The 21,080-nt window shown below is 64.2% G+C and carries 23 protein-coding genes and 1 pseudogene; 10 read left to right on the plus strand and 14 right to left on the minus strand.

The genetic code is table 11. The annotated features are described in order from the left end of the window. The first annotated feature begins 19 nt into the window (after positions 1 to 19). Together AC2FMD_RS10055 and AC2FMD_RS10060 are read left to right on the plus strand one after the other, a co-directional pair. Positions 20 to 1,687 carry a tetratricopeptide repeat protein gene (locus AC2FMD_RS10055; RefSeq protein ID WP_496741540.1) on the plus strand — a complete coding sequence of 556 codons (1,668 nt, stop codon included), beginning with the start codon at positions 20 to 22 and terminating at the stop codon, positions 1,685 to 1,687. After that, complete coding sequence (locus AC2FMD_RS10060; protein ID WP_496711635.1) at positions 1,677 to 2,498, plus strand: 4-(cytidine 5'-diphospho)-2-C-methyl-D-erythritol kinase; 822 nt, start codon at positions 1,677 to 1,679, stop codon at positions 2,496 to 2,498. Before AC2FMD_RS10055 ends, AC2FMD_RS10060 begins: the two co-directional genes overlap by 11 nt. On the opposite strand, the gene AC2FMD_RS10065 is transcribed toward AC2FMD_RS10060, so the two are convergent. After that, positions 2,491 to 3,489 carry a polyprenyl synthetase family protein gene (locus AC2FMD_RS10065; RefSeq protein ID WP_496683003.1) on the minus strand — a complete coding sequence of 333 codons (999 nt, stop codon included), beginning with the start codon at positions 3,487 to 3,489 and terminating at the stop codon, positions 2,491 to 2,493. The two genes, AC2FMD_RS10060 and AC2FMD_RS10065, sit on opposite strands and share 8 nt — an antisense overlap. A gap of 56 nt (positions 3,490 to 3,545) precedes the next feature. Here AC2FMD_RS10065 and AC2FMD_RS10070 point away from each other — a divergent pair, with 56 nt between their 5' ends. The 3 genes from AC2FMD_RS10070 (at position 3,546) to AC2FMD_RS10080 (ending at position 4,822) form a co-directional block, all read left to right on the plus strand. After that, positions 3,546 to 3,761, plus strand: coding sequence for a putative signal transducing protein (locus tag AC2FMD_RS10070; protein ID WP_496741546.1), 216 nt, complete (start codon positions 3,546 to 3,548; stop codon positions 3,759 to 3,761). Next, the gene (locus AC2FMD_RS10075) at positions 3,758 to 4,531 is read left to right on the plus strand and encodes a tRNA1(Val) (adenine(37)-N6)-methyltransferase (RefSeq protein WP_496741548.1); all 774 of its coding nucleotides are present in this window, start codon (positions 3,758 to 3,760) and stop codon (positions 4,529 to 4,531) included. Before AC2FMD_RS10070 ends, AC2FMD_RS10075 begins: the two co-directional genes overlap by 4 nt. Positions 4,532 to 4,651: 120 nt before the next feature. Then, on the plus strand, positions 4,652 to 4,822 hold the full coding sequence (locus tag AC2FMD_RS10080) for a YdcH family protein (protein WP_496682994.1): 171 nt from the start codon (positions 4,652 to 4,654) through the stop codon (positions 4,820 to 4,822). Here the strand turns inward: AC2FMD_RS10080 and yddG are convergent. The 10 genes from yddG to AC2FMD_RS10130 form a co-directional block, all read right to left on the minus strand. Next, positions 4,812 to 5,678 (minus strand): aromatic amino acid exporter YddG, encoded by an 867-nt coding sequence (gene yddG, locus AC2FMD_RS10085; protein WP_496741550.1) that lies wholly within the window; start codon positions 5,676 to 5,678, stop codon positions 4,812 to 4,814. The two genes, AC2FMD_RS10080 and yddG, sit on opposite strands and share 11 nt — an antisense overlap. Further along, positions 5,675 to 6,622 carry a transcriptional regulator GcvA gene (locus tag AC2FMD_RS10090; protein WP_496682990.1) on the minus strand — a complete coding sequence of 316 codons (948 nt, stop codon included), beginning with the start codon at positions 6,620 to 6,622 and terminating at the stop codon, positions 5,675 to 5,677. Before AC2FMD_RS10090 ends, yddG begins: the two co-directional genes overlap by 4 nt. Before the next feature lie 299 nt (positions 6,623 to 6,921). Then, positions 6,922 to 7,644: an acetoacetyl-CoA reductase gene (gene phbB, locus AC2FMD_RS10095; protein WP_496741553.1), complete on the minus strand. Its 723-nt coding sequence runs from the start codon at positions 7,642 to 7,644 to the stop codon at positions 6,922 to 6,924. A gap of 196 nt (positions 7,645 to 7,840) precedes the next feature. Continuing rightward, positions 7,841 to 9,016: an acetyl-CoA C-acetyltransferase gene (locus AC2FMD_RS10100; RefSeq protein WP_496682987.1), complete on the minus strand. Its 1,176-nt coding sequence runs from the start codon at positions 9,014 to 9,016 to the stop codon at positions 7,841 to 7,843. 196 nt (positions 9,017 to 9,212) lie between these two features. Then, a complete protein-coding gene (locus AC2FMD_RS10105) occupies positions 9,213 to 10,046 on the minus strand; it encodes an EAL domain-containing protein (RefSeq protein ID WP_496688011.1) in 834 nt (277 codons plus the stop codon). Positions 10,047 to 10,132: 86 nt separating this feature from the next. Continuing rightward, on the minus strand, positions 10,133 to 10,324 hold the full coding sequence (locus AC2FMD_RS10110) for a hypothetical protein (RefSeq protein WP_496711640.1): 192 nt from the start codon (positions 10,322 to 10,324) through the stop codon (positions 10,133 to 10,135). An 89-nt stretch (positions 10,325 to 10,413) separates the two neighbouring features. Next, positions 10,414 to 11,385, minus strand: coding sequence for a sterol desaturase family protein (locus tag AC2FMD_RS10115; protein WP_496741557.1), 972 nt, complete (start codon positions 11,383 to 11,385; stop codon positions 10,414 to 10,416). Next, on the minus strand, positions 11,382 to 11,768 hold the full coding sequence (locus AC2FMD_RS10120) for a hypothetical protein (RefSeq protein ID WP_496741559.1): 387 nt from the start codon (positions 11,766 to 11,768) through the stop codon (positions 11,382 to 11,384). The genes AC2FMD_RS10115 and AC2FMD_RS10120 overlap by 4 nt, the downstream gene beginning before the upstream one ends. 59 nt (positions 11,769 to 11,827) lie before the next feature. Beyond that, entirely contained in the window at positions 11,828 to 12,157 is a 330-nt protein-coding gene (locus AC2FMD_RS10125; RefSeq protein WP_496741561.1) for a hypothetical protein, read from the minus strand. An 81-nt stretch (positions 12,158 to 12,238) separates the two neighbouring features. Further along, on the minus strand, positions 12,239 to 12,805 hold the full coding sequence (locus tag AC2FMD_RS10130) for a TlpA disulfide reductase family protein (RefSeq protein ID WP_496688019.1): 567 nt from the start codon (positions 12,803 to 12,805) through the stop codon (positions 12,239 to 12,241). 21 nt (positions 12,806 to 12,826) lie between these two features. Here AC2FMD_RS10130 and argH point away from each other — a divergent pair, with 21 nt between their 5' ends. After that, the gene (gene argH / locus AC2FMD_RS10135) at positions 12,827 to 14,218 is read left to right on the plus strand and encodes an argininosuccinate lyase (RefSeq protein ID WP_496741563.1); all 1,392 of its coding nucleotides are present in this window, start codon (positions 12,827 to 12,829) and stop codon (positions 14,216 to 14,218) included. After that, the gene (locus AC2FMD_RS10140) at positions 14,215 to 14,397 is read left to right on the plus strand and encodes a hypothetical protein (protein ID WP_496711645.1); all 183 of its coding nucleotides are present in this window, start codon (positions 14,215 to 14,217) and stop codon (positions 14,395 to 14,397) included. Before argH ends, AC2FMD_RS10140 begins: the two co-directional genes overlap by 4 nt. Positions 14,398 to 14,837: 440 nt before the next feature. Here the strand turns inward: AC2FMD_RS10140 and AC2FMD_RS10145 are convergent, their stop codons facing one another. Next, complete coding sequence (locus AC2FMD_RS10145; protein WP_496741565.1) at positions 14,838 to 15,026, minus strand: hypothetical protein; 189 nt, start codon at positions 15,024 to 15,026, stop codon at positions 14,838 to 14,840. Between the two features lie 92 nt (positions 15,027 to 15,118). Continuing rightward, positions 15,119 to 15,550: pseudogene (locus AC2FMD_RS10150) on the minus strand (DUF8051 family protein). 140 nt (positions 15,551 to 15,690) lie between these two features. On the opposite strand from AC2FMD_RS10150, the gene AC2FMD_RS10155 reads away from it, so the two are divergent. The 3 genes from AC2FMD_RS10155 (at position 15,691) to AC2FMD_RS10165 (ending at position 20,205) form a co-directional block, all read left to right on the plus strand. Next, positions 15,691 to 16,296 carry a TetR/AcrR family transcriptional regulator gene (locus AC2FMD_RS10155; protein WP_496741567.1) on the plus strand — a complete coding sequence of 202 codons (606 nt, stop codon included), beginning with the start codon at positions 15,691 to 15,693 and terminating at the stop codon, positions 16,294 to 16,296. A gap of 69 nt (positions 16,297 to 16,365) precedes the next feature. Then, positions 16,366 to 17,631, plus strand: a complete 1,266-nt coding sequence (gene lysA, locus AC2FMD_RS10160; RefSeq protein ID WP_496741569.1) for a diaminopimelate decarboxylase — start codon at positions 16,366 to 16,368, stop codon at positions 17,629 to 17,631. Between the two features lie 36 nt (positions 17,632 to 17,667). Further along, on the plus strand, positions 17,668 to 20,205 hold the full coding sequence (locus AC2FMD_RS10165; protein ID WP_496683255.1) for a TIGR02302 family protein: 2,538 nt from the start codon (positions 17,668 to 17,670) through the stop codon (positions 20,203 to 20,205). Between the two features lie 6 nt (positions 20,206 to 20,211). Here the strand turns inward: AC2FMD_RS10165 and AC2FMD_RS10170 are convergent, their stop codons facing one another. Next, entirely contained in the window at positions 20,212 to 20,955 is a 744-nt protein-coding gene (locus tag AC2FMD_RS10170; protein WP_496741571.1) for a zinc-ribbon domain-containing protein, read from the minus strand. Positions 20,956 to 21,080 lie beyond the last annotated feature (125 nt).

Raw genomic sequence — 21,080 nt, forward strand, 5'->3', positions numbered from 1 at the left:
ATGGGCCGCGGTTCTCGGAATGTCTCTGAGTGTTTCGGCGGTGGCGGACACCGGTGCAGGGGCTTATCTGGCCGGCCGGCAGGCGATTTATGAAAGCGATTATGCCGCCGCCGAAAGATACTACACTAGGGCGCTGGCATTCGATCCCCAGAATCAGCGTTTGATGGAAAGCGTCCTGTTGGCCCGCGTGGCCTTGGGCGAAATCGAACGGGCCCTGCCCCTGGCGCAAGAGATGGAGGCCGACGGTTTCGTCAATCAGGCTGCGCGCATGGTCATCGCCGCCGATCTGGTGCAACGCGGGCAATTCGCCGAACTTATGGCCCGCGACCCCGAGAGCCAGGGCGTGGGCCCGTTGGTTGACGGGCTGATGCTGGCCTGGGCGCATATCGGCCAGGGCGAGATGACCAAGGCCATGGAGCAGTTCGATACCGTCGCCGCGCAGGACGGGCTGCGAGAATTTGCGTTGTATCACAAGGCGCTGGCGCTTGCCTCGGTGGGTGATTTCGAAGGCGCCGAAGCGATTTTCGGCGCCGATGAGGGGCGCGTCGCGCGGTTCTCGCGCCGGGCGGCACTGGCGCGAGTCGAGATTCTGTCGCAACTGGACCGCAACGCCGACGCGCTGCAATTCCTTGAAACGGTCTTTGCTTCGGGCAGCGATCCGACCATCGAGGCCTATACAGCCCGGTTGCAGGCCGAGGAAACCCTGCCTTTCACGCATGTCCGGTCGGCGCAGGACGGCGTGGCCGAGGTCTTTTTTACCGTCGGCGCGGCGCTGAACACCGAGGCGGCGCATGATTATGTCCTTTTGTATTCCCGCGTGGCGACCTATCTGCGGCCCGATCACATCGACGCCATTCTCCTGAGCGCCGAATTGCTGGAGGAGTTGGAGCAGCATGATCTGGCGGTTGCCGCCTATCGGATGGTGCCGCCCTCCAGCAGTGATTTCCATGTTGCCGAACTGGGCCGGGCGGATGTCCTTGCCCGGATGGGCAAGACCGACGCCGCCGCCGAAGTGCTGGAAAACCTTGCCGCGCGGCAGCCCGACCTGCCCGGTGTTCACGTCGCGCTGGCCGACCTTCAGCGGCGGCAGGAGAACTATGCCGCGGCCGTCACCGCCTATAACCGCGCAATCGAGCTGACCGAGGCGAACTCCGACGGCAACTGGTTTCTGTACTATGCGCGCGGCATCAGCCACGAGCGACTGAAGAACTGGGACAAGGCCGAGGCCGATTTCCGCAAGGCGCTTGAACTGAACCCGGATCAGCCGCAGGTTCTGAACTACCTCGGCTATTCGCTGGTCGAGCGGCGGGAAAAGCTGGACGAGGCGCTTGAGATGATCCAACGCGCCGTGGCGGCCCAACCCGACAGCGGTTATATCGTCGACAGTCTGGGCTGGGTGCTGTTCCGGCTGGGCCGCTATGACGAGGCGGTCGGACACATGGAACGCGCGGTCGAGCTGATGCCGGTGGATCCGGTAGTGAACGACCATCTGGGCGATGTCTACTGGGCCGTCGGACGCCTGCGTGAGGCCGAGACCCAATGGAAGCGCGCCCTGTCCTTCATCGACCCCGAAGACACCGATGGCGAGGCGGACCCGGACCGCATCCGCCGCAAGCTCGAGATCGGCCTCGACGCTGTGCTGGCCGAAGAGGGGGCCGAACCGCTGAAGGTCGCCAATGGCAATTGAGGGTTTCGCACCCGCCAAGATCAACCTGACCCTGCATGTGACCGGCCGACGCGCCGATGGCTATCACCTGCTGGATTCGCTGGTGGCTTTCGCCGATCTGGGCGACAGGCTGACCCTGGAGCCAGGCCCTGATCTTTCAATCTCGGTGTCTGGCGAACATGCCGAAGGCGTGCCGACCGACGCGCGAAACCTGGTCTGGAAGGCGGCGCAGGCGATGGGCTGGCGGGGGCGGGTTCATCTGGACAAGGTGCTGCCGCACGGGGGCGGAATTGGCGGCGGGTCGTCGGATGCGGCGGCCACCTTGCGGGTTCTGTCACCCGAAGGCGCCGAGATCCCGCTGGACATTGCGCTGGCCCTGGGCGCCGATGTTCCGGTCTGCACCTTGGGCCGCGCGGCGCGGATGCAGGGAATCGGGGACCGGATCAGCCCGGTCGCTTTGCCGCCGCTTCCCGCCTTGTTGGTCAATCCCGGTGTGCCGGTGCCCACTGGGCCGGTGTTCAAGGCCTTGGCCGCGCACGACAATCCTGCAATGCCGGCCGACCTGCCGGCGTTTGACGGGCCGGAACACTGCGCCGACTGGCTGCGCGGGCAGCGCAACGACCTGCAGCCCGCAGCGATTGGTCTTGCTCCGGAAATCGCGGATGTTCTGGATGCGTTGTCAGGTACGCGGGATGCGCTGCTAGCGCGGATGTCCGGGTCGGGGTCGACCTGTTTCGCGCTGTACCCAACGATGAAGGCCGCGCATTTCGCAGCTTACGAGATCGGCGTTGCGCAGGCGGATTGGTGGTGCCGGGCGGTGACGCTCAGTTGAGGCGCGCTACGACATAGTCGGCCATATCCCGCAACAGGTCGCGGATTTCATGGTCGGGCAGAACCGCCAGCGCCGCCTTGGCCTTGGCGGCCCAGCCCAGCGCATCGGCGCGGGTGGCGTCCAGCGTGCGGTATTTGCGCATCAGGCCCAGCGCGTGTTGCAGGTCGCCATCCTGCTGGCGGCCTTTTTCGATGGTGCGCTCCCAAAAGGCGCGTTCCTCGGGGGTGGCCTGCGCAACCGCCTTGATGACGGGCAGGGTCAGTTTGCGCTCGCGGAAATCGTCGCCCACGTTCTTGCCGGTGGCCTCGCTGTCGCCCTGATAGTCCAGCAGGTCGTCGGCGATCTGGAAGGCGATGCCCAGCGCGTCGCCATAGGCGAACAGCGCCCGGACCTGCTCCTCGGAGGCGCCGGCGATCACGCCGCCCACCTCGGTCGCCGCGGAAAACAGCGCCGCGGTCTTGCCGCGCACGACCTGCAGATACACGCTCTCGTCGGTGCGCAGGTCGGTGGCAGCGGTCATCTGCAGCACCTCGCCTTCGGCAATCGTGGCCGAGGCATTGGCCAGAATGTCCAGAACCCGCAAAGACCCGGTTTCCACCATCAACTGGAAGCTGCGCGAAAACAGGTAGTCGCCGACCAGCACGCTGGACTTGTTGTCCCACAGCAGGTTGGCGGTGGGCCGGCCGCGCCGCTGGGCGCTCTCGTCCACGACGTCGTCATGCAAAAGCGTGGCGGTGTGGATGAATTCGACCGTGGCGGCCAGGCGGATGTGATGATCGCCGTCATAGCCGAACAGCCGCGCGGCAGCCAGGGTCAGCATCGGGCGCAGGCGCTTGCCGCCCGCTTCAACCAGATGCGCGGTCACCTCGGGGATGCGGGGCGCGTGCTCCGAGGCCATGCGGGTGCGGATCAACGTGTTCACCGCGTCCATTTCGCCGGCCAGCAGCTCGGCCAGTCGCTCATGCGGTTTCGAGATCGTGCCGATGTCCATCACACTCCTGTCACAAGGCTCGACTTTCGCCCCGCCTTGCCCTTACATCCATCCCCATGAAAGAACTTCTGCGCAGCACCGATCCGACCGTCATGGCCTTTGCGTCCGCTCTCCTTGAGGGCGAGGATATAGACTGCTTTGAGATGGACGTAAATATGAGCGTGCTCGAAGGCGGCATCGGCATCTTCCCCCGCAGGCTGATGGTCCGGACCGAAGATCTCGCGCGCGCGCAGCGCGTAATGCGCGACAACGACATTCCCTTGGGGCGATGACCGCGTTTGCCGATACCGATCTGACCTGCAACGATTTTCTGGGCGGGCGCCTGCGCCTGTGGCAGCCGCGCGACGGATATCGGGCCGGTGTCGATCCGGTTCTGCTTGCCGCGGCGGTTCCGGCCAGCCCCGGCCAGTCCGTGCTGGAACTGGGGTGCGGGGCCGGAGCTGCGGTTCTTTGCCTCGGTGCCCGGGTTCCTGATCTACGCCTGACTGGTGTGGAATTGCAGCCGGCCTATGCAGATCTGGCCCGGCGGAACGCACGCGAAAACGGTGTTGCCCTGTCGGTCCACGCCGCCGATCTGGCCCTTTTGCCGTCCGAGCTGCGCCAGCTTCAGTTCGATCACGTCATCGCGAACCCGCCCTATTACCGTGCTGGTGCGCACAGCGCCGCCGCGGATGCCGGTCGGCGCATCGCGCTGGGTGAACAAACCCCACTGGTCGCATGGGTCGAGACCGCGGCCCGTCGTCTGGCGCCGCGCGGCTATCTGCACATGATACAACGCGCCGACCGCCTGCCGGACCTTATGGCCGCCTGCACGGATCGGCTGGGGTCGCTCGAAATCCTACCCCTGGCGCCGCGCCCAGGACGGGCCGCCGAATTGGTGATCTTGCGCGCGCGCAAAGGCGGGCGGGCTGCGTTTCGCCTGCATGCGCCGCTGATTCTGCATCAAGGCGACCGCCATGAGCGCGACGAGGACAGCTATGCGCCCGCGGTGTCCGATGTCCTGCGACAAGGGCGGCCGCTGCGCTGGCCCGGGCAGCTTTAGGCAAAGACCAGCCGAAATTGTCGGATTTGTGACAGATTCTGTGCGTCTGCAGCGTGACAGGGTGGAAATGATGTGGTCAACTTCCCATGTCAGATAGATCAACAGAGAAGGAGGATCGCCATGAGCGTTAGCGCACATCTGAGTGAACTGAAGAAGAAGCACGCAAGCCTCAGTCTCCAGGTCGAAGAAGCCCAGCGCGCGCCCGGGATTGACGATCTCCACATTGCCCAACTGAAGAAACAGAAGCTGAAGCTGAAGGAAGAGATCGAGCGTCTCTCCGTCAGCGCCTGAGGCTAGCCCGCGCCGCAATCGCGGCGCCGCCGGTTATCAAAACGGCCGCGATCGCCAGCGTCCACGAGGGCGCGGCGATCCCGGCCACAACCAGCACTAGGGTCGACAGCAGTGGCGCCGCGTAAGAACTGGTGCCAAGCATTTGGATGTCTCCCTGCTTGACTCCGATATCCCAGACATAGAAGGCCAGCCCCACCGGCCCCAGCCCCAGCGCGACGGTCGAGGCCCAGCCCAACGTGCCTTGCGGCCAAACTGTGTGCTCGAGGCCGAAATGCAGCGCCCACGAGGCAAGCGCGGTCAACACGCAGAATACCGCGACCGAGCTGGTGGGTGTCCGGCCCAACCGCCGCGAGAGCACGGAATACCCCGACCATGTCAGCGCGCACAGCAGCGCCAGAGCATAGCCGGGCAGGTATTCCGCCCGAAATCCGGTGCTGCCGCCGCCGGTGATGATGAGCGCGGCGCCGGAAAAGCCTAGGCAGGCCCCCAGCAGATGCCCCACGCGCAGGGTTTCTCCGGGCAGCAGTCCCGAAAACAGCACAATCAGCAGCGGCCAGAGATAGGCGATCAAACCTGCCTCAGCTGCAGGCGCCATGCGCAGGGCCGAGAAATACAGCGCGTGATACCCGAACAACCCCAAGGTGCCGAAGGTGAACACCTTCCAGCTGATCTGACGCAACTGGGTCAACCCGCCGCTGCGCCATGCCCAGATCAGCCCCAGCGTGCCGCCGATGCTGAAACAGATCGCGTTCAGCAACAGCGGCGGAGTTGGGGCCGAGCCAACGGTGAACAGGGCCAGCAAGGCCCACAACAATACGGCGACAAAACCGACGGCGGTGGCACGGGTCTTGGTCATGCGGGGGAAATGTCCTCGACCGGGATGATTGTGAAACCGTCGGATATGTGCGCAGTTTTTTCGATTTCCGCAAGGAACCAATCGCGAAAGGCTGCGATCTGAGGACGGGTCTCTTCGCCCTTGCGGCACAGGAACCGGAACCGGGCCTTGGTTTCGATAGCGATCCTGAACGGGGTGACCAGTCGGCCCTCGATCACGTCCTTGATGATCATGGGCCGCCGCCCAAGCGCAACGCCCATCCCCGCCACCGCCGCGTCGATGGCATGGTCGGCGTTTGAAAAATGCGTGCCATGGGTCGGCGTGAAGTCCACCCCGACCGCACGGAACCACGCGGGCCAGTCACAGGGCGGGTTCAGGAAACCGATCGAGTCGTCATGGATCAGGGGCGCCTCGGTCAAGCTTTGCGGCGTCGGATACCGCTCGGCCAGTTCGGGTGTCATGACCGGGGTCAACCACTCGGGCCGCACCGGAACCGAATACAGTCCGTCATCCTGCCCATAGCCGAACCGGATCGCCACATCCACGTCGTCGCGGTCGAAATCCAGGTTGCGCAAGGTGGCCGAGAACCGCAGGTCGATCTCGGGATGTGCACGGGCGAATTCATAAAGGCGCGGCGCCAGCCACTTGGCCGTCAGGGCCGGACCCGCAGTGATCGTCAGTGACGTGTTGTCCTGCAACCGGCGCGTCGCGGCCCAGGCGGCTTGCAGCCGGGCAAAGCCCTCGGCCGCGCCGGGGGCGAGAGTCCGCCCGGCCTCGGTTAGTTCGACCGCGCGGTTCAGGCGGCGGAACAGCGGCTGGCCTAAGTGTTCCTCCAGCGACTTGATCTGAAACGACAAGGCTGCCGGCGTGACGTTCAACTCGTCCGCGGCCTTGGCAAAGGACATGTGTCGGGCAGCGGCGTCAAAGGCGCGCAGGGCGGTCAGCGGGGGAAGGCGATCACTCATTTCGATTCAGAAATTCTTATGCGACATGGGAAAAACTCTCGTTTGCGCCCTTTAAGAGCAAAAGTCATATTTAGTGCAAGTCAAGTTCAATTTAATCAGAAAGGGACCGCCATGATCGAGATGACGACAAACCCCGCCGCGCAAAAGGCGATTCTACGCGCTCATCAAGAGCGTGGCGCGCTGGTCCGGAGTTTCTGGAAATGGGTCACGGGTTCCCGCTGAGCGCAGCGCGCGCGTTCTTACGGGATATAAGAAGGGCCGGCCCAAGGGGTCGGCCCGATTTCGTTTTTCAAGCGCGATCAGACGAAGAACTGCGCCCCGTTGGCCGAAATGGTCGAACCGTTGATGAATTGCGAATCGTCGGAAGCAAGGAACACCACGCAGCGGGCGATTTCTTCCGGTTCGCCCAGGCGACCGGCTGGGATCTGGCCGATGATGGCCTCGCGTACCTTTTCCGGAACGGCCATGACCATCTCGGTCGCGATGTAGCCGGGGCAGATCGCGTTGGCCGTGATGCCCGCCCTTGCGCCCTCTTGGGCCAGCGACTTGACGATGCCCAGATCGCCCGCCTTGGTGGCGGCGTAATTCACTTGGGCAAACTGGCCCTTCTGACCGTTGATCGAACTGATTACGATCACCCGGCCGAACTTGCGCTCACGCATTCCTGGCCAGACGGGGTGGATGGTGTTGAACACGCCCGTCAGGTTGGTGTCGATCACCTGGTGCCACTGTTCGGGGGTCATCTTGTGGAACGGCGCGTCGCGGGTGATGCCAGCATTGGCGACCACGATGTCGATCGGCCCCAGATCCGCTTCGACCTTCGCGATCCCGGCCTTGGACTCGTCATAGTCCGCGACGTTCCATTTGTAGGTGGGGATGCCGGTTTCTTCGGTGAACTTGGCCGCGGCCTCGTCATTCCCCGCATACGAGGCGGCGACATTGTATCCTTCGGCCTTCAGCGCCTTGGAAATCGCCGCGCCGATGCCGCGGGTGCCGCCAGTTACGAGAGCTGTTCGTGCCATTTAAGACTCCTCCATTGAAAATATGGCTTGATAATGTTGCTACAAAAACCGCTACAGCTACGCAATAATCTTTCTTCGGAAAATTGCCGCGCCGCAGAAGAGTTGCCGGGTTGCGTCATCCTTGTGGCCCTTGCGCGATGGATCGCAAGGGCCACCCCAAAGGCGGTACGGCGGGGCCGGCTAACCGGCTTCGGCCTCAGAGACGCTCCACGCACATGGCAACGCCCATGCCGCCGCCGATGCACAAGGTTGCCAGGCCCTTTTTGGCGTTCCGGCGCTTCATTTCGAACAGCAGGGTGTTCAGAACCCGGCAGCCCGACGCACCGATCGGGTGGCCGATGGCGATGGCGCCGCCGTTGACGTTTACGATCGAGGGATCCCAGCCCATGTCCTTGTTCACGGCGCAGGCCTGTGCGGCAAAGGCCTCGTTGGCCTCGACCAGATCCAGGTCGTCAACCGACCAGCCGGCCTTTTCCAACGCTTTGCGCGAGGCATAGATCGGCCCGACGCCCATGATCGACGGGTCCAGCCCGGCGGTTGCGTAGGACGCGATGCGGGCCAGCGGCTCGATCCCGCGCTTTTCCGCGTTGTCGGCGGACATCAGCAGGGTCGCCGCTGCGCCATCATTGAGGCCGGACGCGTTTGCCGCCGTCACGGTTCCGTCCTTGGTGAAGGCCGGGCGCAGCTTCTGCATGGCTTCGATGGTGGCGCCGTGGCGGATGTATTCGTCGCTGTCCATCACGATGTCGCCCTTGCGCGTCTTGATGGTGAAGGGCACGATCTCGTCCTTGAACTTGCCGGCCTTCTGCGCGGCCTCGGCCTTGTTCTGGCTGGCCACGGCGAATTCGTCCTGCATGTCGCGGCTGATCTGCCACTTCTCGGCCACGTTCTCGGCGGTCTGACCCATGTGGTAGCCGTTGAACGCATCCCACAGACCGTCGCGGATCATCGTGTCGATATAGGTCATGTCGCCCATCTTGTGGCCTGCGCGCAGCGATGCCGCATGGGGCGACAGGGTCATGTTTTCCTGACCGCCGGCGCAGACGATCTCGGCATCGCCCAGCTGGATGTGCTGAGCGCCCAGTGCGACGGCGCGCAGCCCCGAGCCGCAGACCTGGTTGATGCCCCAAGCCGCGCTTTCCGTGGGCAAGCCGGCGTTGATGTGGGCCTGACGGGCGGGGTTCTGGCCCTGTGCCGCGGTCAGGACCTGGCCCATGATGGTCTCGCTCACCTCAGCCTTATCGATCCCGGCGCGTTCGACGACGGCTTCCAGAACGGCCGCGCCCAGATCATGTGCGGGGGTGTTCGCGAACGAACCGCCAAAACTGCCGACGCCCGTACGCGCGGCGGATGCGATTACAACGTTTGTCATTGAGTCATTCCTTTACCGTCATGGTCCTAATGGGAAATCTGACGGCGCAGGTCGCAGAGAGCCTCTCTGACGATGCAAGAGCGCCTCGTGATCCCCCGCTCCAGCCCCTCTGCAATAGCGCAACGCTGCATGTGCAGCAACGGACAGCTTGTCTCAGACGGCGACCGGGGGACGGGCTGGCGCGGTCATGAGGCGCTCAACTTGCGGTTTTCTCGGCGCTTTTCTGTTCCCACGGTGGTTTGACCGACGGGGCGCCGAACAGAAATCCCTGAAGGCAATCCACGCCGCTGGCCATCAGGAACTCGGCGTCCTCCCGGGTCTCGACCGATTCGGCGATCACCAGGATTTCGAATTCGCGGGCCACGGCGATCAGGGCGCGGACCAGCGCCTGATTGTCGGGGTTGGTGCTGATGCCGCGCACGAATTGTCCGTCAATCTTGGCGGCGTCGAAAAAGAACTCGCGGAAATGGCGGAAGCTGAAGTTGCTGGCCCCGAAATCATCCAGGGTGAAGGCGACCCCCTTGTCCTGCAGTCGGTCCATGAAGTCGATCACCAGTTCCGGCACCTGCATGGCGGAATCCTCGGAGATTTCCAGGATCAACCGTTCGCCGATGGTGGGGTCGCGTTTCAAAAACCGCTCCAACACGCGCGACCAGCGCGCATAGCCGATCGAGCGTGCGGACATGTTGATAGCCAGTCGGATTTCGGGGTTGCGGGCCATTGCCCGCAAGCCTTTTTCCAGCGCCACGCAATCCAGATCGCGCCCGATCGGGGTGTTTTCGACCTGCGGCATGAATTCCCGCGCGGGAATCACCCGGCCGGTTTCGTCCAGAACGCGGATGAACCCTTCGTAGAAGGCGACCCCGTGGGGCGGCCGGGCTTGCATCACCGGTTGATAGGCCAGGTGGCACTGCCTGTGCCTGACCGCCTCGGTCGCCATTTGCACGGCCGATCTGTCGCGCGCAGAGACGGCCGAATTCAGCGGGCTGTCCGCGCCTTCCGGCAGATCTGACAAATCCTTTTTCCCCATCGCGCCGAATCCTTCCGAGACACCGAAATCGGTTCCCTCTCAGTTTCGCGTGCAACAGGTGAATTTGCGGTTAAGGGCGGGCCGCTTCAGCGGGTGGACGAGGTGATTGGCTGCATTGCCACGACGGCGCCGATGACAGCGCCCAGCATCCCGAACCCCATACCGGCCAGACCCAGAACGAGAAGCCCCGACAGCGGTTGCGCGGCCAGTGCGCTGAGCATTGCGGTGGCCAGACCCAACAGACCGACGATGGTCGAACAAGCTGTGAATCGTGTCATCGGGACCTCCGGGTTGGGCAAATTTACCCAAGGCGATGTGGTTCCGGGGGGCGGAGATTCAAGGCCGGCCTGTCATCACCGCCGCGTGATCAGGCCCGTTCCGCTTGTTGGTTGGGCAGATTTTTATCGAATTGCTCGAAACCGGGTGTTCCGCGATCTTCGGGGTGGCGGGCCAGGTGCTTGGCCTTGATCTGCTCGGAGCTGTCGCGGCTGCCGTCATGGCTGTAGCCCGGCGGGGCAAAACAATAGGCCAGCCGCTGTTTCAGGGTCAGGCCCGGTTGCGTCGCGTCACGCCAAATGGCCACCCATTCGTGAAAGGCCACGCGCAGCGGGTTGAAGGTGCCGATATTGTGCACCAGGCCATAATCGACCCGGTCGTCCTCCTGTTCGGGGACGAATGTGCCGAACAGCTTGTCCCAGATGATGAACACTCCGGCATAGTTGCAATCCAGATAGCGCGCGTTGCGGCCGTGGTGGGCGCGGTGGTGGCTGGGGGTGTTCATGACCGCCTCGAACCAGCGCGGCATCTTGCCGATGGCCTCGGTGTGGATCCAGAACTGGTAGATCAGGTTCAGGCCGCCGCAGAACAGCACCATCGCCGGGTGGAACCCCAGCAGGATCAGCGGCGCACGCACGACCATCATGAAGGTGAAGGTATAGGTCCAGGTCTGCCGCAGGGCGGTGGTCAGGTTGTAGTGTTGCGAGCTGTGGTGGTTCACATGGCTGGCCCAGACCCAGCGGATGCGGTGCCCGAACCGGTGCACCCAGTAATATCGCAGGTCATCCAGCACAAAGCACAGGATGATCACCGGAATCGATGTGCCCAGATCCAAGGGCGTGATCTTCCACAGCCACATGAAGAATCCGTAGGCGATGAAGCCCAGCAGGAACCCGGACGCGATGTTGCCTGCCCCCATAATCAGCGAGGTCACGGCGTCGCGGGTTTCATACCGGCCGCCACGGCCCTTCATGGCGATCCATAGAAATTCGGCCAGGATGGCGGCGATGAAGAACGGGACTGCCCATTGGACGACATCGGGAAAACTGATCTGGTCGGTCATGCGGGCTCCAGCAGGTGGCGCCAGTGGCGGCGCTCGGTTTCGTCAAGGCGGACGGTGACGCCGGGGGTGGCGAAGTCGTGGAACTGCACCTCGATGCCCTCGGGGTGCTCGATCCAGTCGAAATCGCGCAGGTGGCGGGCCACCGTGTCGGCGCCAAAGGACCACAACAGGCCCGGCCCGGTCTCGGTGCGCACCAGCGCCGCGTGGCCGTCATGGGTCAGGGTGACGTCGATGATGGTGTCGTCGGGAAAATGGCGCACCCATTCGGCGCGCGCGCTGTCGGCGCTCAGCACGCGCAGGCGCGATTTGCCCGTCAGATGCAGCAGTGCGGTGATGCCGGCAATGCCACCGACCACCAGAACCAGCAGGATTTCCAGCGGCATGATGTCCTCCCGCAGGCAGAGTGCAAGCGGGGTCAGGCCCTGTCAAAGGTGGCGTTGCGTCAGGGGGCGTCGTGCGGCTCCAGCAGCTCGTGCCGGACAACGCGCTCGACGAAGGGCACCAGCCCCTCGGGCCCCGAGGCGCGATCCTTGAGGTGAATGCAGATATCCGGCCGCCGCGCCGCGATGATACCCAACAGTTCGCCGCGCACCTTGTCATCGAGGCCCGCGCCCAGGATCGCGCAGGCGATGCGCGGTTCGGCGTCCAGTTGCCGCCGCACCTCGTCCGGATCATGCGCGCCCAGCCACTGGATCGGAAGGTGGTCCAGTTGCCGCGCCACGTCGCCGATCACGTTGGGTAGCCGGCCGATCAGCAAAACCACCGGTTTCATCTCAGCCTCCTGTCTGTTTCCAATGAAAAACCGGCCCTGTTCAGGCCGGTTCCAGTCTAGCACAAAAGGCCCGTCAGGCGGTCAGCTTTCGGGGTGCAGCAGGGCCGCGATGATCGCCTTGGCGCTGTCCGAGTTCCATTCGGCATCGCCGATCAGCCGCGCAATTTCCCGGCCTTCGGCGTCGATGATCACGGTGATCGGCAGGCCGACGATGCCCATCTCACGCGCGACGGCCTGTTTCGGGTCCTGGTGGCGGGGCAGGTTGGTGATGCCGTTTTCGTCAAAGAACTTCTTGATCCCCGCGGGCGAGTTGCGGCCGGTGGCCAGTGTCAGAACCTCGAACTGGTCTCCGCCGAATTCCTCCTGCAACTCGGCGATCTGGGGCATCTCCTTGCGGCAGGGTGCGCACCAAGTGGCCCAAAAGTTCAGCAGAACGTATTTGCCGCGATAGTCCGCCAGTGTGGCCGTGCCGCCGTCATCTTCCAGCAGAAACTCCGCGTCCGAGACCGGTTTCGGCTCGGAATGCAGGATCAGGCGTTTCAGACTGCCCTCGCGCAGGTCGGCCAAGGCCTGCGTGTCGGCGGCCAAAGCGGCATTTGCACCCAGCGCAAGGGCCATATAAAGGGGGATCAGACGAAACAGGCGCATATCAACTCCGGGTTTTCCAGCATGACCGAACAATCCTCGAACCAGATGTGGGGCGGCCGCTTTGCCGCCGGACCAGACGCGATCATGGAGGCGATCAATGCCTCGATCGGGTTCGACCGACGGATGGCGGCCCAGGACATCGCGGGCTCGCGTGCCCATGCCGCCATGCTGGCCGCCACGGGCGTCATAAGTGATAGTGATGCCGAGGCCATTCGGGAAGGGCTGCTCACCGTTTTGTCAGAGATCGAACGCGGTGAGTTCCAGTTTTCGACTGCGCTGGAAGACATCCACATGAATGTCGAGGCACGGCTGAAAGAGATCATCGGCGAGCCCGCAGGCCGCCTGCACACGGGCCGCAGCCGCAATGACCAGGTGGCGACCGATTTCAAATTGTGGGTCCGCGATCAGCTGGACGCCGCCGGATCCGGCCTGCTGGCCCTGATCCGCGCGCTTTTGGCGCAGGCCGAGGCCGGGGCCGATTGGGTCATGCCCGGCTTCACCCACCTGCAGACCGCGCAGCCGGTGACCTGGGGCCACCACATGATGGCCTATGTCGAGATGTTCGGCCGCGACCTCAGCCGCGTGCGGGATGCGCGCGCCCGGATGAACGAATGCCCGCTGGGTGCTGCGGCGCTGGCCGGCACGTCTTTCCCGATCGACCGGCACATGACGGCGCAGGCGCTGGGCTTTGACCGGCCCGCCGCCAACTCGCTGGATGCGGTCAGCGACCGGGACTTCGCGCTGGAATTCCTGTCGGTGGCCTCGATCTGCGCCGTGCATCTGTCGCGCTTTGCCGAGGAACTGGTGATCTGGTCCTCGGCCCAGTTCCGCTTCGTCACCCTGTCCGACCGGTTCTCGACCGGCTCGTCGATCATGCCGCAGAAGAAAAACCCCGACGCCGCCGAGTTGATCCGCGCCAAGGTGGGCCGGATCTTTGGTGCCAACACGGCGCTGATGATGGTGATGAAGGGCCTGCCGCTGGCCTATTCCAAGGACATGCAGGAAGACAAGGAACAGGTCTTTGACGCCGCCGACAACTGGATGCTGGCGCTGGCCGCAATGGAAGGCATGGTCAAGGACATGACCGCCAACCGCGACAGCCTGGCCGCTGCCGCCGGCTCGGGCTTTTCCACCGCGACCGATCTGGCCGACTGGCTGGTGCGTGTGCTGGGCCTGCCCTTCCGTGATGCGCACCACGTCACCGGATCGCTGGTCGCCATGGCCGAGAAGAAGGGCTGCGACCTGCCCGATCTGACGCTCGAGGACATGCAATCGGTCCACGAGGGCATCACGCAGGATGTCTATTCTGTCCTTGGCGTGGATAATTCGGTAAACTCGCGCCAGTCCTATGGTGGTACGGCCCCGGACCAGGTCCGGGCTCAGATCGCCCGTTGGAAGGAGTTGCTGAAATGACAACCTTGCGAGTGATTGCCCCGATCGCGGCCGCCTTGGCTTTGGCAGCCTGCGGCGCCGACGGAGAGCCCGTTCAGCCGACCTTGAACGCCAATGTGGGCGTGTCGAGCAGCGGCGCTTATGTCGGTGGCGGGGTTGGCTTGCACAAGGGGCCGATCAGCGTGTTTTTCGGGATTTGATCCCGCAATCTGCTTGAAAGCGGCGCGCCAGCCACCATGTCGCATGTGACCCGAGGAAAAGGCATAGATATGAAACTGATCGGCCTGATCTTGTCGCTTGCTGTACTGGCGGCCTGCGAGCCCACGAGCGCACAGCGGTCGCAGCCTGTGGAAGAGCCCGCGCGCTTAGGGGCTGGAGTGTCCGTTTCTGGTTACGCGCGGGCAGGGATTTCAAAGACCTTCTGATCGGTTGCCTGCGTTTGTCAGCCGGCCACGGAGTGTCCGCGCTGGCGCAGACACTCGATCAAGATGTCGCGCCGGGTATTGCGCATTTCGGCCGCGCCAGCGACGGTCCCCGCCGCCGATCCCACGGCCGCACCGGCCAAAGCGCCTTCGGCGTTGCCGACCGTATCGTCCGACAGACCGGCGAGAGCGCCGACTCCGGCCTCGATCAGGGCCTGTTACCGAGTTTTCGGGTTCCACAGGTTCTGGGACTTGGCCAGGGCGCGGCACTGGTCCAGATCAGCGGCATAAGCCGGGCCCGGCTCGGCTGCCAGAACGGGTTGGTGTTGCGCCCCGGTGCCGCTGCAGGCGGCCGTGATCAGGGCCAGCGGCAAGGCCGCCACTTTGAATTGTTCCGTGAACAACATGAATTTTCCTTCCGTTTGGGATGTTCAACAGGCGTCGGTGCCGCGCCTGTCGGGGCGTGGCCCAAGCTCTGGTTCGGGTGTGTGAGGCGGGTTCAGAAATCGCCCAGGCCGCGATGGGCCAGCGCCAGGACATAGACGGCCAGGATGAAATCCAGGATCTCGACCAGCCCCAGCATCAGCGGGATCGGGTCGGGTGATGTCGGGAACACATGACCCAGGTCCAGCAGGACCACGAAGATGTATCCCTAGGCCGCCACGATGGCGCCCCAGCTTGCGACGGCCGAGCCGCGCAGCATGGCCACCGCCGACCCCACCGCCAGCAGGGCAAGCGCGATCAGAAAGGCGTTGAAACCCCAGAATACTGTTTCGCCCAGCCCGGAAAAGTCCCGGGTCTCGATCGGGCCACCGGGGACCAGCGTGACAAAGCTGGCGACGAGAAGAAGCATCAGTTTGGCGGCTGTGGCCGTGGGTTGGGACGCCACAGGCCGCGTTGGGCCGGCGTTGATTTGTGACGAGTGCGCCATCACAGAACCCTTTTAATGACTGCTGGGTCACAAATGGAGACGGCTTAAATGACCGGCAAGTCATTAAAAGATTGAAATTGCGTGACGCCGCGTCCAATCGGCGTCAAGAGGGGCGCGCCGTAAGAAAATTGAGGGGCAAGATGCCGAAGATCGTCGATCGAGAAGAGATGCAGGGGCGCATATTGGATGCGGCCGTGGCATACTTTCTGGATCAGGGCTATCACGCCACCAAAATGCAAGACGTGGCCCGCCAGGCCGGGATGGCCAAGGGCACACTGTATCTGTATTTCCAAAGCAAGGAGGAAATGCTGCTGGCATTGCTGCAGCGATACTTCGACGATATCCGCGCTCGTATCAGCGACATCCCGGCCCCGCAGACGCTGGACCAATTCATAATGGGGCTGCGCCTGACCATGCCCGCCGACCGTCTGGCGGCGACGCGGCTGTTCTTTGACGTGCTGGGCCCCGGTTTCCAGGACCCGCGTGCGGCCGAGATCATCGGCGGGTTCTTCGCCTGGCTGGCCGATCACTATGCGGATCAGTTGGCCCCCTTGATCCGCGCGGGTGAAATCCGCAGCGACCTGAGTGCGCAGGCCGCGGCGCAGGCGGTGACGGCGATGCTGGACGGGCTGGTGATCCATCTGGCGATCTTCGGGGTCGGGGAAGATGTCTTTGAGGCCCGGCGGGATGCCACGTTGGCCCTGCTCGAGACCGGCCTGAGGGGCGGCGTGGCGCCACCGGGCTAGGCCCTGTTTGCCTGCCCGCGCCGCAAACCCCGTTGATCCGCAGGGCCGTTATGGTCTAAGCGCGCAGACATGGATCATTTTCTGTACCGCGACGGCGCGCTACACGCCGAGGATGTCCCGATCGCCCACATCGCCGAGGCGGTCGGCACGCCGTTCTATGTCTATTCCACGGCGACGCTGCTGCGGCACTTTCGCTTGTTCGACGAAGCCTTGGCGGGCACCGACCATCTGGTCTGCTATGCGATGAAGGCGGCCAGCAACCAGGCCATCCTGAAAACGCTGGCGCAGGCAGGCGCGGGGATGGATGTGGTCTCGGGCGGGGAATACCTGCGGGCCAAGGCGGCGGGCGTGCCGGGCGACAGGATCGTTTTCTCGGGCGTGGGCAAGACGGCCGAGGAGATCCGCACCGCTCTGTCAGGTGGGATTCGCCAATTCAACGTCGAATCCGAACCCGAGATGGAGGTGATCAACGCCGTCGCGCAGGAACTGGGCGTGATCGCGCCGATCACCGTTCGCGTGAACCCGGACGTTGACGCCAAAACACATGCCAAAATCGCCACAGGTAAATCCGAAAACAAATTCGGTATCCCGATCGCCCGTGCACCCGAGGTCTATGCCCATGCCGCCAACCTGCCGGGGCTGAAGGTGGTGGGCATCGACGTTCATATCGGCTCGCAACTGACCGATCTGGAGCCGTTCCGCCTGGCCTATTCCAAAGTCGCCGAGCTGACAGAACAGCTGCGTGCGCAAGGCCACGACATCCGTCGGCTGGACCTGGGCGGCGGCCTGGGCATCCCCTATGCGCGTTCGAACGAGGCGCCGCCGCTGCCGGTCGAATACGGCGCGATGATCAAGGAGACGCTGGGCCATCTGGGCTGCGAGATCGAGATCGAGCCGGGCCGCCTGATCGCGGGTAACGCAGGGCTGATGGTGTCGAAGGTGATCTATGTAAAGTCGGGCGAAGGGCGCGATTTCCTAATCCTGGACGGGGCGATGAACGATCTGATCCGTCCGGCCATGTACGATGCCTATCATGACATCGTCCCCGTCATCGAACCCGCACCGGGGGTCGAGCAGCGCCCCTATGACATCGTCGGCCCGGTCTGCGAAACCGGCGACACCTTTGCCAAGCAGCGCAACATGCCGCCGCTGACCCCCGGCGATCTGGTCGCATTTCGCAGCGCCGGTGCCTATGGCGCGGTGATGGCCAGCGAATACAACACCCGCCCGCTGATCCCCGAGGTTCTGGTGAATGGCGATCAATTTGCGGTTATTCGTGAACGGCCCACCTTTGACGAAATCATAAACCGCGATACCATACCGGAATGGCTCTGACGCGATGACCGCGCGGGCCTGACCCGGAGGCCCGCCGTGACCGACAGATCGAACCTGCCCATTCCCAAGGCGTCCCTGTGGCTGACCCATGGCGGGATGCTGGCCGAGCAGGCGTTGCGGGCCTTTTGGCCTTTCCTGTCATTGCTGATGCTGGTTCTGGGCCTGCTGATGCTGGGCGTTCAGGACATGGTCGGCGTCGAAACGGTCTGGATCGCGGGCGGGATGGCCGCCGTGGCGCTGTGTGCGACGTTGATTTGGGGCGCGCGCAGGTTTCACCTGCCAACCCGGGCGCAGGCACTGGTCCGGTTGGACGAAACCCTGCCCGGACGACCTATCCAGGCTTTGATGGACGATCAGGCCATCGGCGCGATGGACCCGGATTCGGTGGCGCTGTGGCGAGCGCATCAGGCGCGTATGGCCGCGCGAGCGGCCCAGGCCGGGCCGGTCCGACCGGATCTGGACCTGAACCGGAGAGATCCCTTTGGTCTGCGCTTCGTCGCCATGCTGGCGCTGGTGGTGGGGCTGGTGTTCGGCTCGTTCTGGCGTATCGGGTCGGTGACGGAAATGACGCCGGGTGCCGCGACGGCGGGTCAGGGTCCCAGCTGGGAAGGCTGGGTCGAGCCGCCCCGCTATACCGGCTTGCCGACCCTGTATCTGGCCGATCAGTCCGGCTCGACCCTGTCTATTCCGCAAGGCAGCCATGTTACCCTGCGATTCTACGGTGCGGTCGGGGCGCACAGCCTGACGGAAACAACCTCGCGCGGCGGGGCTGAGGCCGCAACGGAGCCGGAACAGGATTTCATCGCCGAGCAATCCGGCCGCCTGTCGATCGAAGGTCCGGCCGGGCGCGACTGGTCGGTCCAGATTATCGCTGACACGCGGCCGCAGATCGACGTGGCGGCGCCGCCGACCGCCGAGGCGGGGGGGCAGATGAAACTTCCCTTTGCGGCACGCGACGATTACGGCGTGGTTTCGGGCGAGGCCCGGATTGAGCTGGACCTTGCCGCGGTTGACCGCCGTTACGGCCTGGCCACGGTGCCCGACCCGCGCGAGGCCATCACCGTTCCTCTGCCGATGCCGATCGCCGGCGACCGCAGCGATTTCACCGAGGACCTTATCGAGGATTTCTCGCAGCACCCCTGGGCGCATCTGCCGGTCAGGATAACCCTGTCGGCGCAGGATGCCGCCGATCAGACTTCGGATGCCGAACCCTATCAAACCGCGCTGCCCGCGCGTCGGTTCTTTGACCCGCTCGCTGCGGCGGTGATCGAACAGCGGCGCGATCTGTTGTGGGCGCGGGCTAACGCGCCGCGCGTGGCGCAGGTGCTGCGCGCCGTGTCGCACCGTCCCGAAGACATCTTCCGCTCGGAAACCGCCTATCTACGCCTGCGCTTCATCCTGCGCCGGCTGGAAACCTTCACCGAGTTCGGTCTGAAACCGGAACAGCAGGAGGAAATCGCCCAGGCGCTGTGGGATCTAGCCCTGTTGATCGAGGAAGGCACGCTGGCGGATGCGCTGGAACGGATGCGCCGGGCGCAGGAACGGCTGACCGAGGCGATGAAGAACGGCGCCAGCGACGAGGAGATCGCCGATCTGATGCAGGAACTGCGCGAGGCGACCGACGAATATCTGCGCCAACTACAGCGATTGGCGCAAGAGAATCAGGGCGGCCAGCAGGGTCAGCAGAACCAGAACGGCGAGACCATGCAGATGACGCAGGATGACCTGCAGCGCATGATGGACCGCATTCAGGAACTGATGGAACAGGGCCGCATGGCCGAGGCGCAGCAGGCGCTGGAGGAATTCCAGCAGATGATGGAAAACATGCGCGTGACCCAAGGTCAGGGTCAGGGCGGCCAGTCGGAAGGGCAACAAGCCATGGAAGGCTTGGCCGAAACCCTGCGCGAACAACAGGGCCTGAGCGACGAGGCCTTCCGCGACCTGCAGGAACAGTTCAACCCGGGGGCTCGGGCCGGTGAAAGCCAGGGCAACGAGGGCCAGTCCGGCGGGCAGGGCCGGGGCCAGAGCCACGAGGGTCAAGGCGGGCAGGGCTCGGACCAATCCGGCGAAGGCCAGAGCGGTGAAGGGATGCTGGCGGATCGCCAGCAGGCGCTGCGGGAAGAATTGCGACGCCAGCAACAGAACTTACCGGGGGCCGGAACGCCCGAAGGCGACGCGGCACGGGAATCGCTGGGCCGCGCCGGGCGGGCCATGGACGAGGCCGAACAGGCCCTGCGCGATCAGGATCTGGCCGAGGCCATCGACCGTCAGTCCGAAGCGATGGAGGCCTTGCGCGAGGGCATGCGGTCACTAGGCGAAGCCATGGCCCAGAATCAGCAGAACCAGCCGGGTCAGGGCACGCAGGATGGCGACATGCAGGCCAACAATCGCGATCCGCTGGGCCGGAATCCGGGCGCGGCGGGGTCGATCTCGACGGACGAGAACCTGCTGCAGGGCGAAGACGTCTATCGTCGCGCGCGCGAGCTGTTGGATGAAATCCGCCGTCGCACCGGCGAAACAGACCGCCCGAAGATCGAACTCGAATATCTCAAGCGGTTGCTCGAACGGTTCTGAAGCGGCCTATTCGGCTGCCGAACCCGCCTGCGTTTCCAGCCAGACGCGGGCCTGATCGACCAGGTTCACATAAGACTGAAGGACCGGTTCGGCCTGCGGTACCGCCTCGCTGATCTGGCGGGCATTTCCGTAGATCAGAAACAGCACCACGCCGATGATCAGCATCAGGGCAAACCCGCGCATGAACCCGCCCGAGCGGCGCGGTGCCGCCTCGGTTGCAGGGGCGGCGTCTGCCGCCGCATCCCCGCGCAGGCTGGAATTGATGCTGTCCACGTCCGGCAAGGCGCCAGTCTGCGCGGCGTCGCTTGCGATTTCGGTGGCAGCGGGCGGCTTGGTGGAGGGCGCCGGTTTGGGCGGAGTGTCCAAGCCCAGATCCGGCTGGCTTTCAAGGCTGGTGCCTTCCTTGGCGCGCAATTCCGCCTCGCGGGCGGCCTCCTCCTGGAGAATGCTGGCGACCGTGGGGTCCACGCTGCTGCGCGGCTCCGGTTTCGGGGCTTCGGATCCGGGCGCAGGTCTGGCCGTGTCTTCCGGCTTGGGCGCGGTAGGCTCGTCTGGGTCTTCAGGCGGCGTCTCGGTCGAGGTCGGTGCGGGCTCATTTTCGGCCACATCCGTCTGACCGTCCTTGTCGGGATGCTTGGGTTGGAACCATGTCTGTTCACAATTGGAACATTGCACGTCCCGACCGGTTTCCGGAATGACATCGTCCGGCACTTCGTACTGGGCGTTACAGTTCGGGCATGTTAGTCGCATACAGCCTCCGCGGCCGGCATGGGCCAGTTCGTCATTTTTCCAAGGATGATAGTCCGTTAAGATATATCAGCAAAGCGCGATTTCCGCAGGTCGTGCCAAGTGTCGCCAAATGGACCCGGTGCGGG

This window comes from Ruegeria sp. BHSC276, from assembly GCF_059612945.1.

Excerpts from the sequence above, each read along its gene's own strand:
- AC2FMD_RS10055 (WP_496741540.1), top strand. The coding sequence starts at position 20 with ATGTCTCTGAGTGTTTCGGCGGTGGCGGACACCGGTGCAGGGGCTTAT.
- AC2FMD_RS10060 (WP_496711635.1), top strand. The coding sequence starts at position 1,677 with ATGGCAATTGAGGGTTTCGCACCCGCCAAGATCAACCTGACCCTGCAT.
- AC2FMD_RS10065 (WP_496683003.1), bottom strand. The coding sequence starts at position 3,489 with ATGGACATCGGCACGATCTCGAAACCGCATGAGCGACTGGCCGAGCTG.
- AC2FMD_RS10070 (WP_496741546.1), top strand. The coding sequence starts at position 3,546 with ATGAAAGAACTTCTGCGCAGCACCGATCCGACCGTCATGGCCTTTGCG.
- AC2FMD_RS10075 (WP_496741548.1), top strand. The coding sequence starts at position 3,758 with ATGACCGCGTTTGCCGATACCGATCTGACCTGCAACGATTTTCTGGGC.
- AC2FMD_RS10080 (WP_496682994.1), top strand. The coding sequence starts at position 4,652 with ATGAGCGTTAGCGCACATCTGAGTGAACTGAAGAAGAAGCACGCAAGC.
- yddG (WP_496741550.1), bottom strand. The coding sequence starts at position 5,678 with ATGACCAAGACCCGTGCCACCGCCGTCGGTTTTGTCGCCGTATTGTTG.
- AC2FMD_RS10090 (WP_496682990.1), bottom strand. The coding sequence starts at position 6,622 with ATGAGTGATCGCCTTCCCCCGCTGACCGCCCTGCGCGCCTTTGACGCC.
- phbB (WP_496741553.1), bottom strand. The coding sequence starts at position 7,644 with ATGGCACGAACAGCTCTCGTAACTGGCGGCACCCGCGGCATCGGCGCG.
- AC2FMD_RS10100 (WP_496682987.1), bottom strand. The coding sequence starts at position 9,016 with ATGACAAACGTTGTAATCGCATCCGCCGCGCGTACGGGCGTCGGCAGT.
- AC2FMD_RS10105 (WP_496688011.1), bottom strand. The coding sequence starts at position 10,046 with ATGGGGAAAAAGGATTTGTCAGATCTGCCGGAAGGCGCGGACAGCCCG.
- AC2FMD_RS10110 (WP_496711640.1), bottom strand. The coding sequence starts at position 10,324 with ATGACACGATTCACAGCTTGTTCGACCATCGTCGGTCTGTTGGGTCTG.
- AC2FMD_RS10115 (WP_496741557.1), bottom strand. The coding sequence starts at position 11,385 with ATGACCGACCAGATCAGTTTTCCCGATGTCGTCCAATGGGCAGTCCCG.
- AC2FMD_RS10120 (WP_496741559.1), bottom strand. The coding sequence starts at position 11,768 with ATGCCGCTGGAAATCCTGCTGGTTCTGGTGGTCGGTGGCATTGCCGGC.
- AC2FMD_RS10125 (WP_496741561.1), bottom strand. The coding sequence starts at position 12,157 with ATGAAACCGGTGGTTTTGCTGATCGGCCGGCTACCCAACGTGATCGGC.
- AC2FMD_RS10130 (WP_496688019.1), bottom strand. The coding sequence starts at position 12,805 with ATGCGCCTGTTTCGTCTGATCCCCCTTTATATGGCCCTTGCGCTGGGT.
- argH (WP_496741563.1), top strand. The coding sequence starts at position 12,827 with ATGACCGAACAATCCTCGAACCAGATGTGGGGCGGCCGCTTTGCCGCC.
- AC2FMD_RS10140 (WP_496711645.1), top strand. The coding sequence starts at position 14,215 with ATGACAACCTTGCGAGTGATTGCCCCGATCGCGGCCGCCTTGGCTTTG.
- AC2FMD_RS10145 (WP_496741565.1), bottom strand. The coding sequence starts at position 15,026 with ATGTTGTTCACGGAACAATTCAAAGTGGCGGCCTTGCCGCTGGCCCTG.
- AC2FMD_RS10155 (WP_496741567.1), top strand. The coding sequence starts at position 15,691 with ATGCCGAAGATCGTCGATCGAGAAGAGATGCAGGGGCGCATATTGGAT.
- lysA (WP_496741569.1), top strand. The coding sequence starts at position 16,366 with ATGGATCATTTTCTGTACCGCGACGGCGCGCTACACGCCGAGGATGTC.
- AC2FMD_RS10170 (WP_496741571.1), bottom strand. The coding sequence starts at position 20,955 with ATGCGACTAACATGCCCGAACTGTAACGCCCAGTACGAAGTGCCGGAC.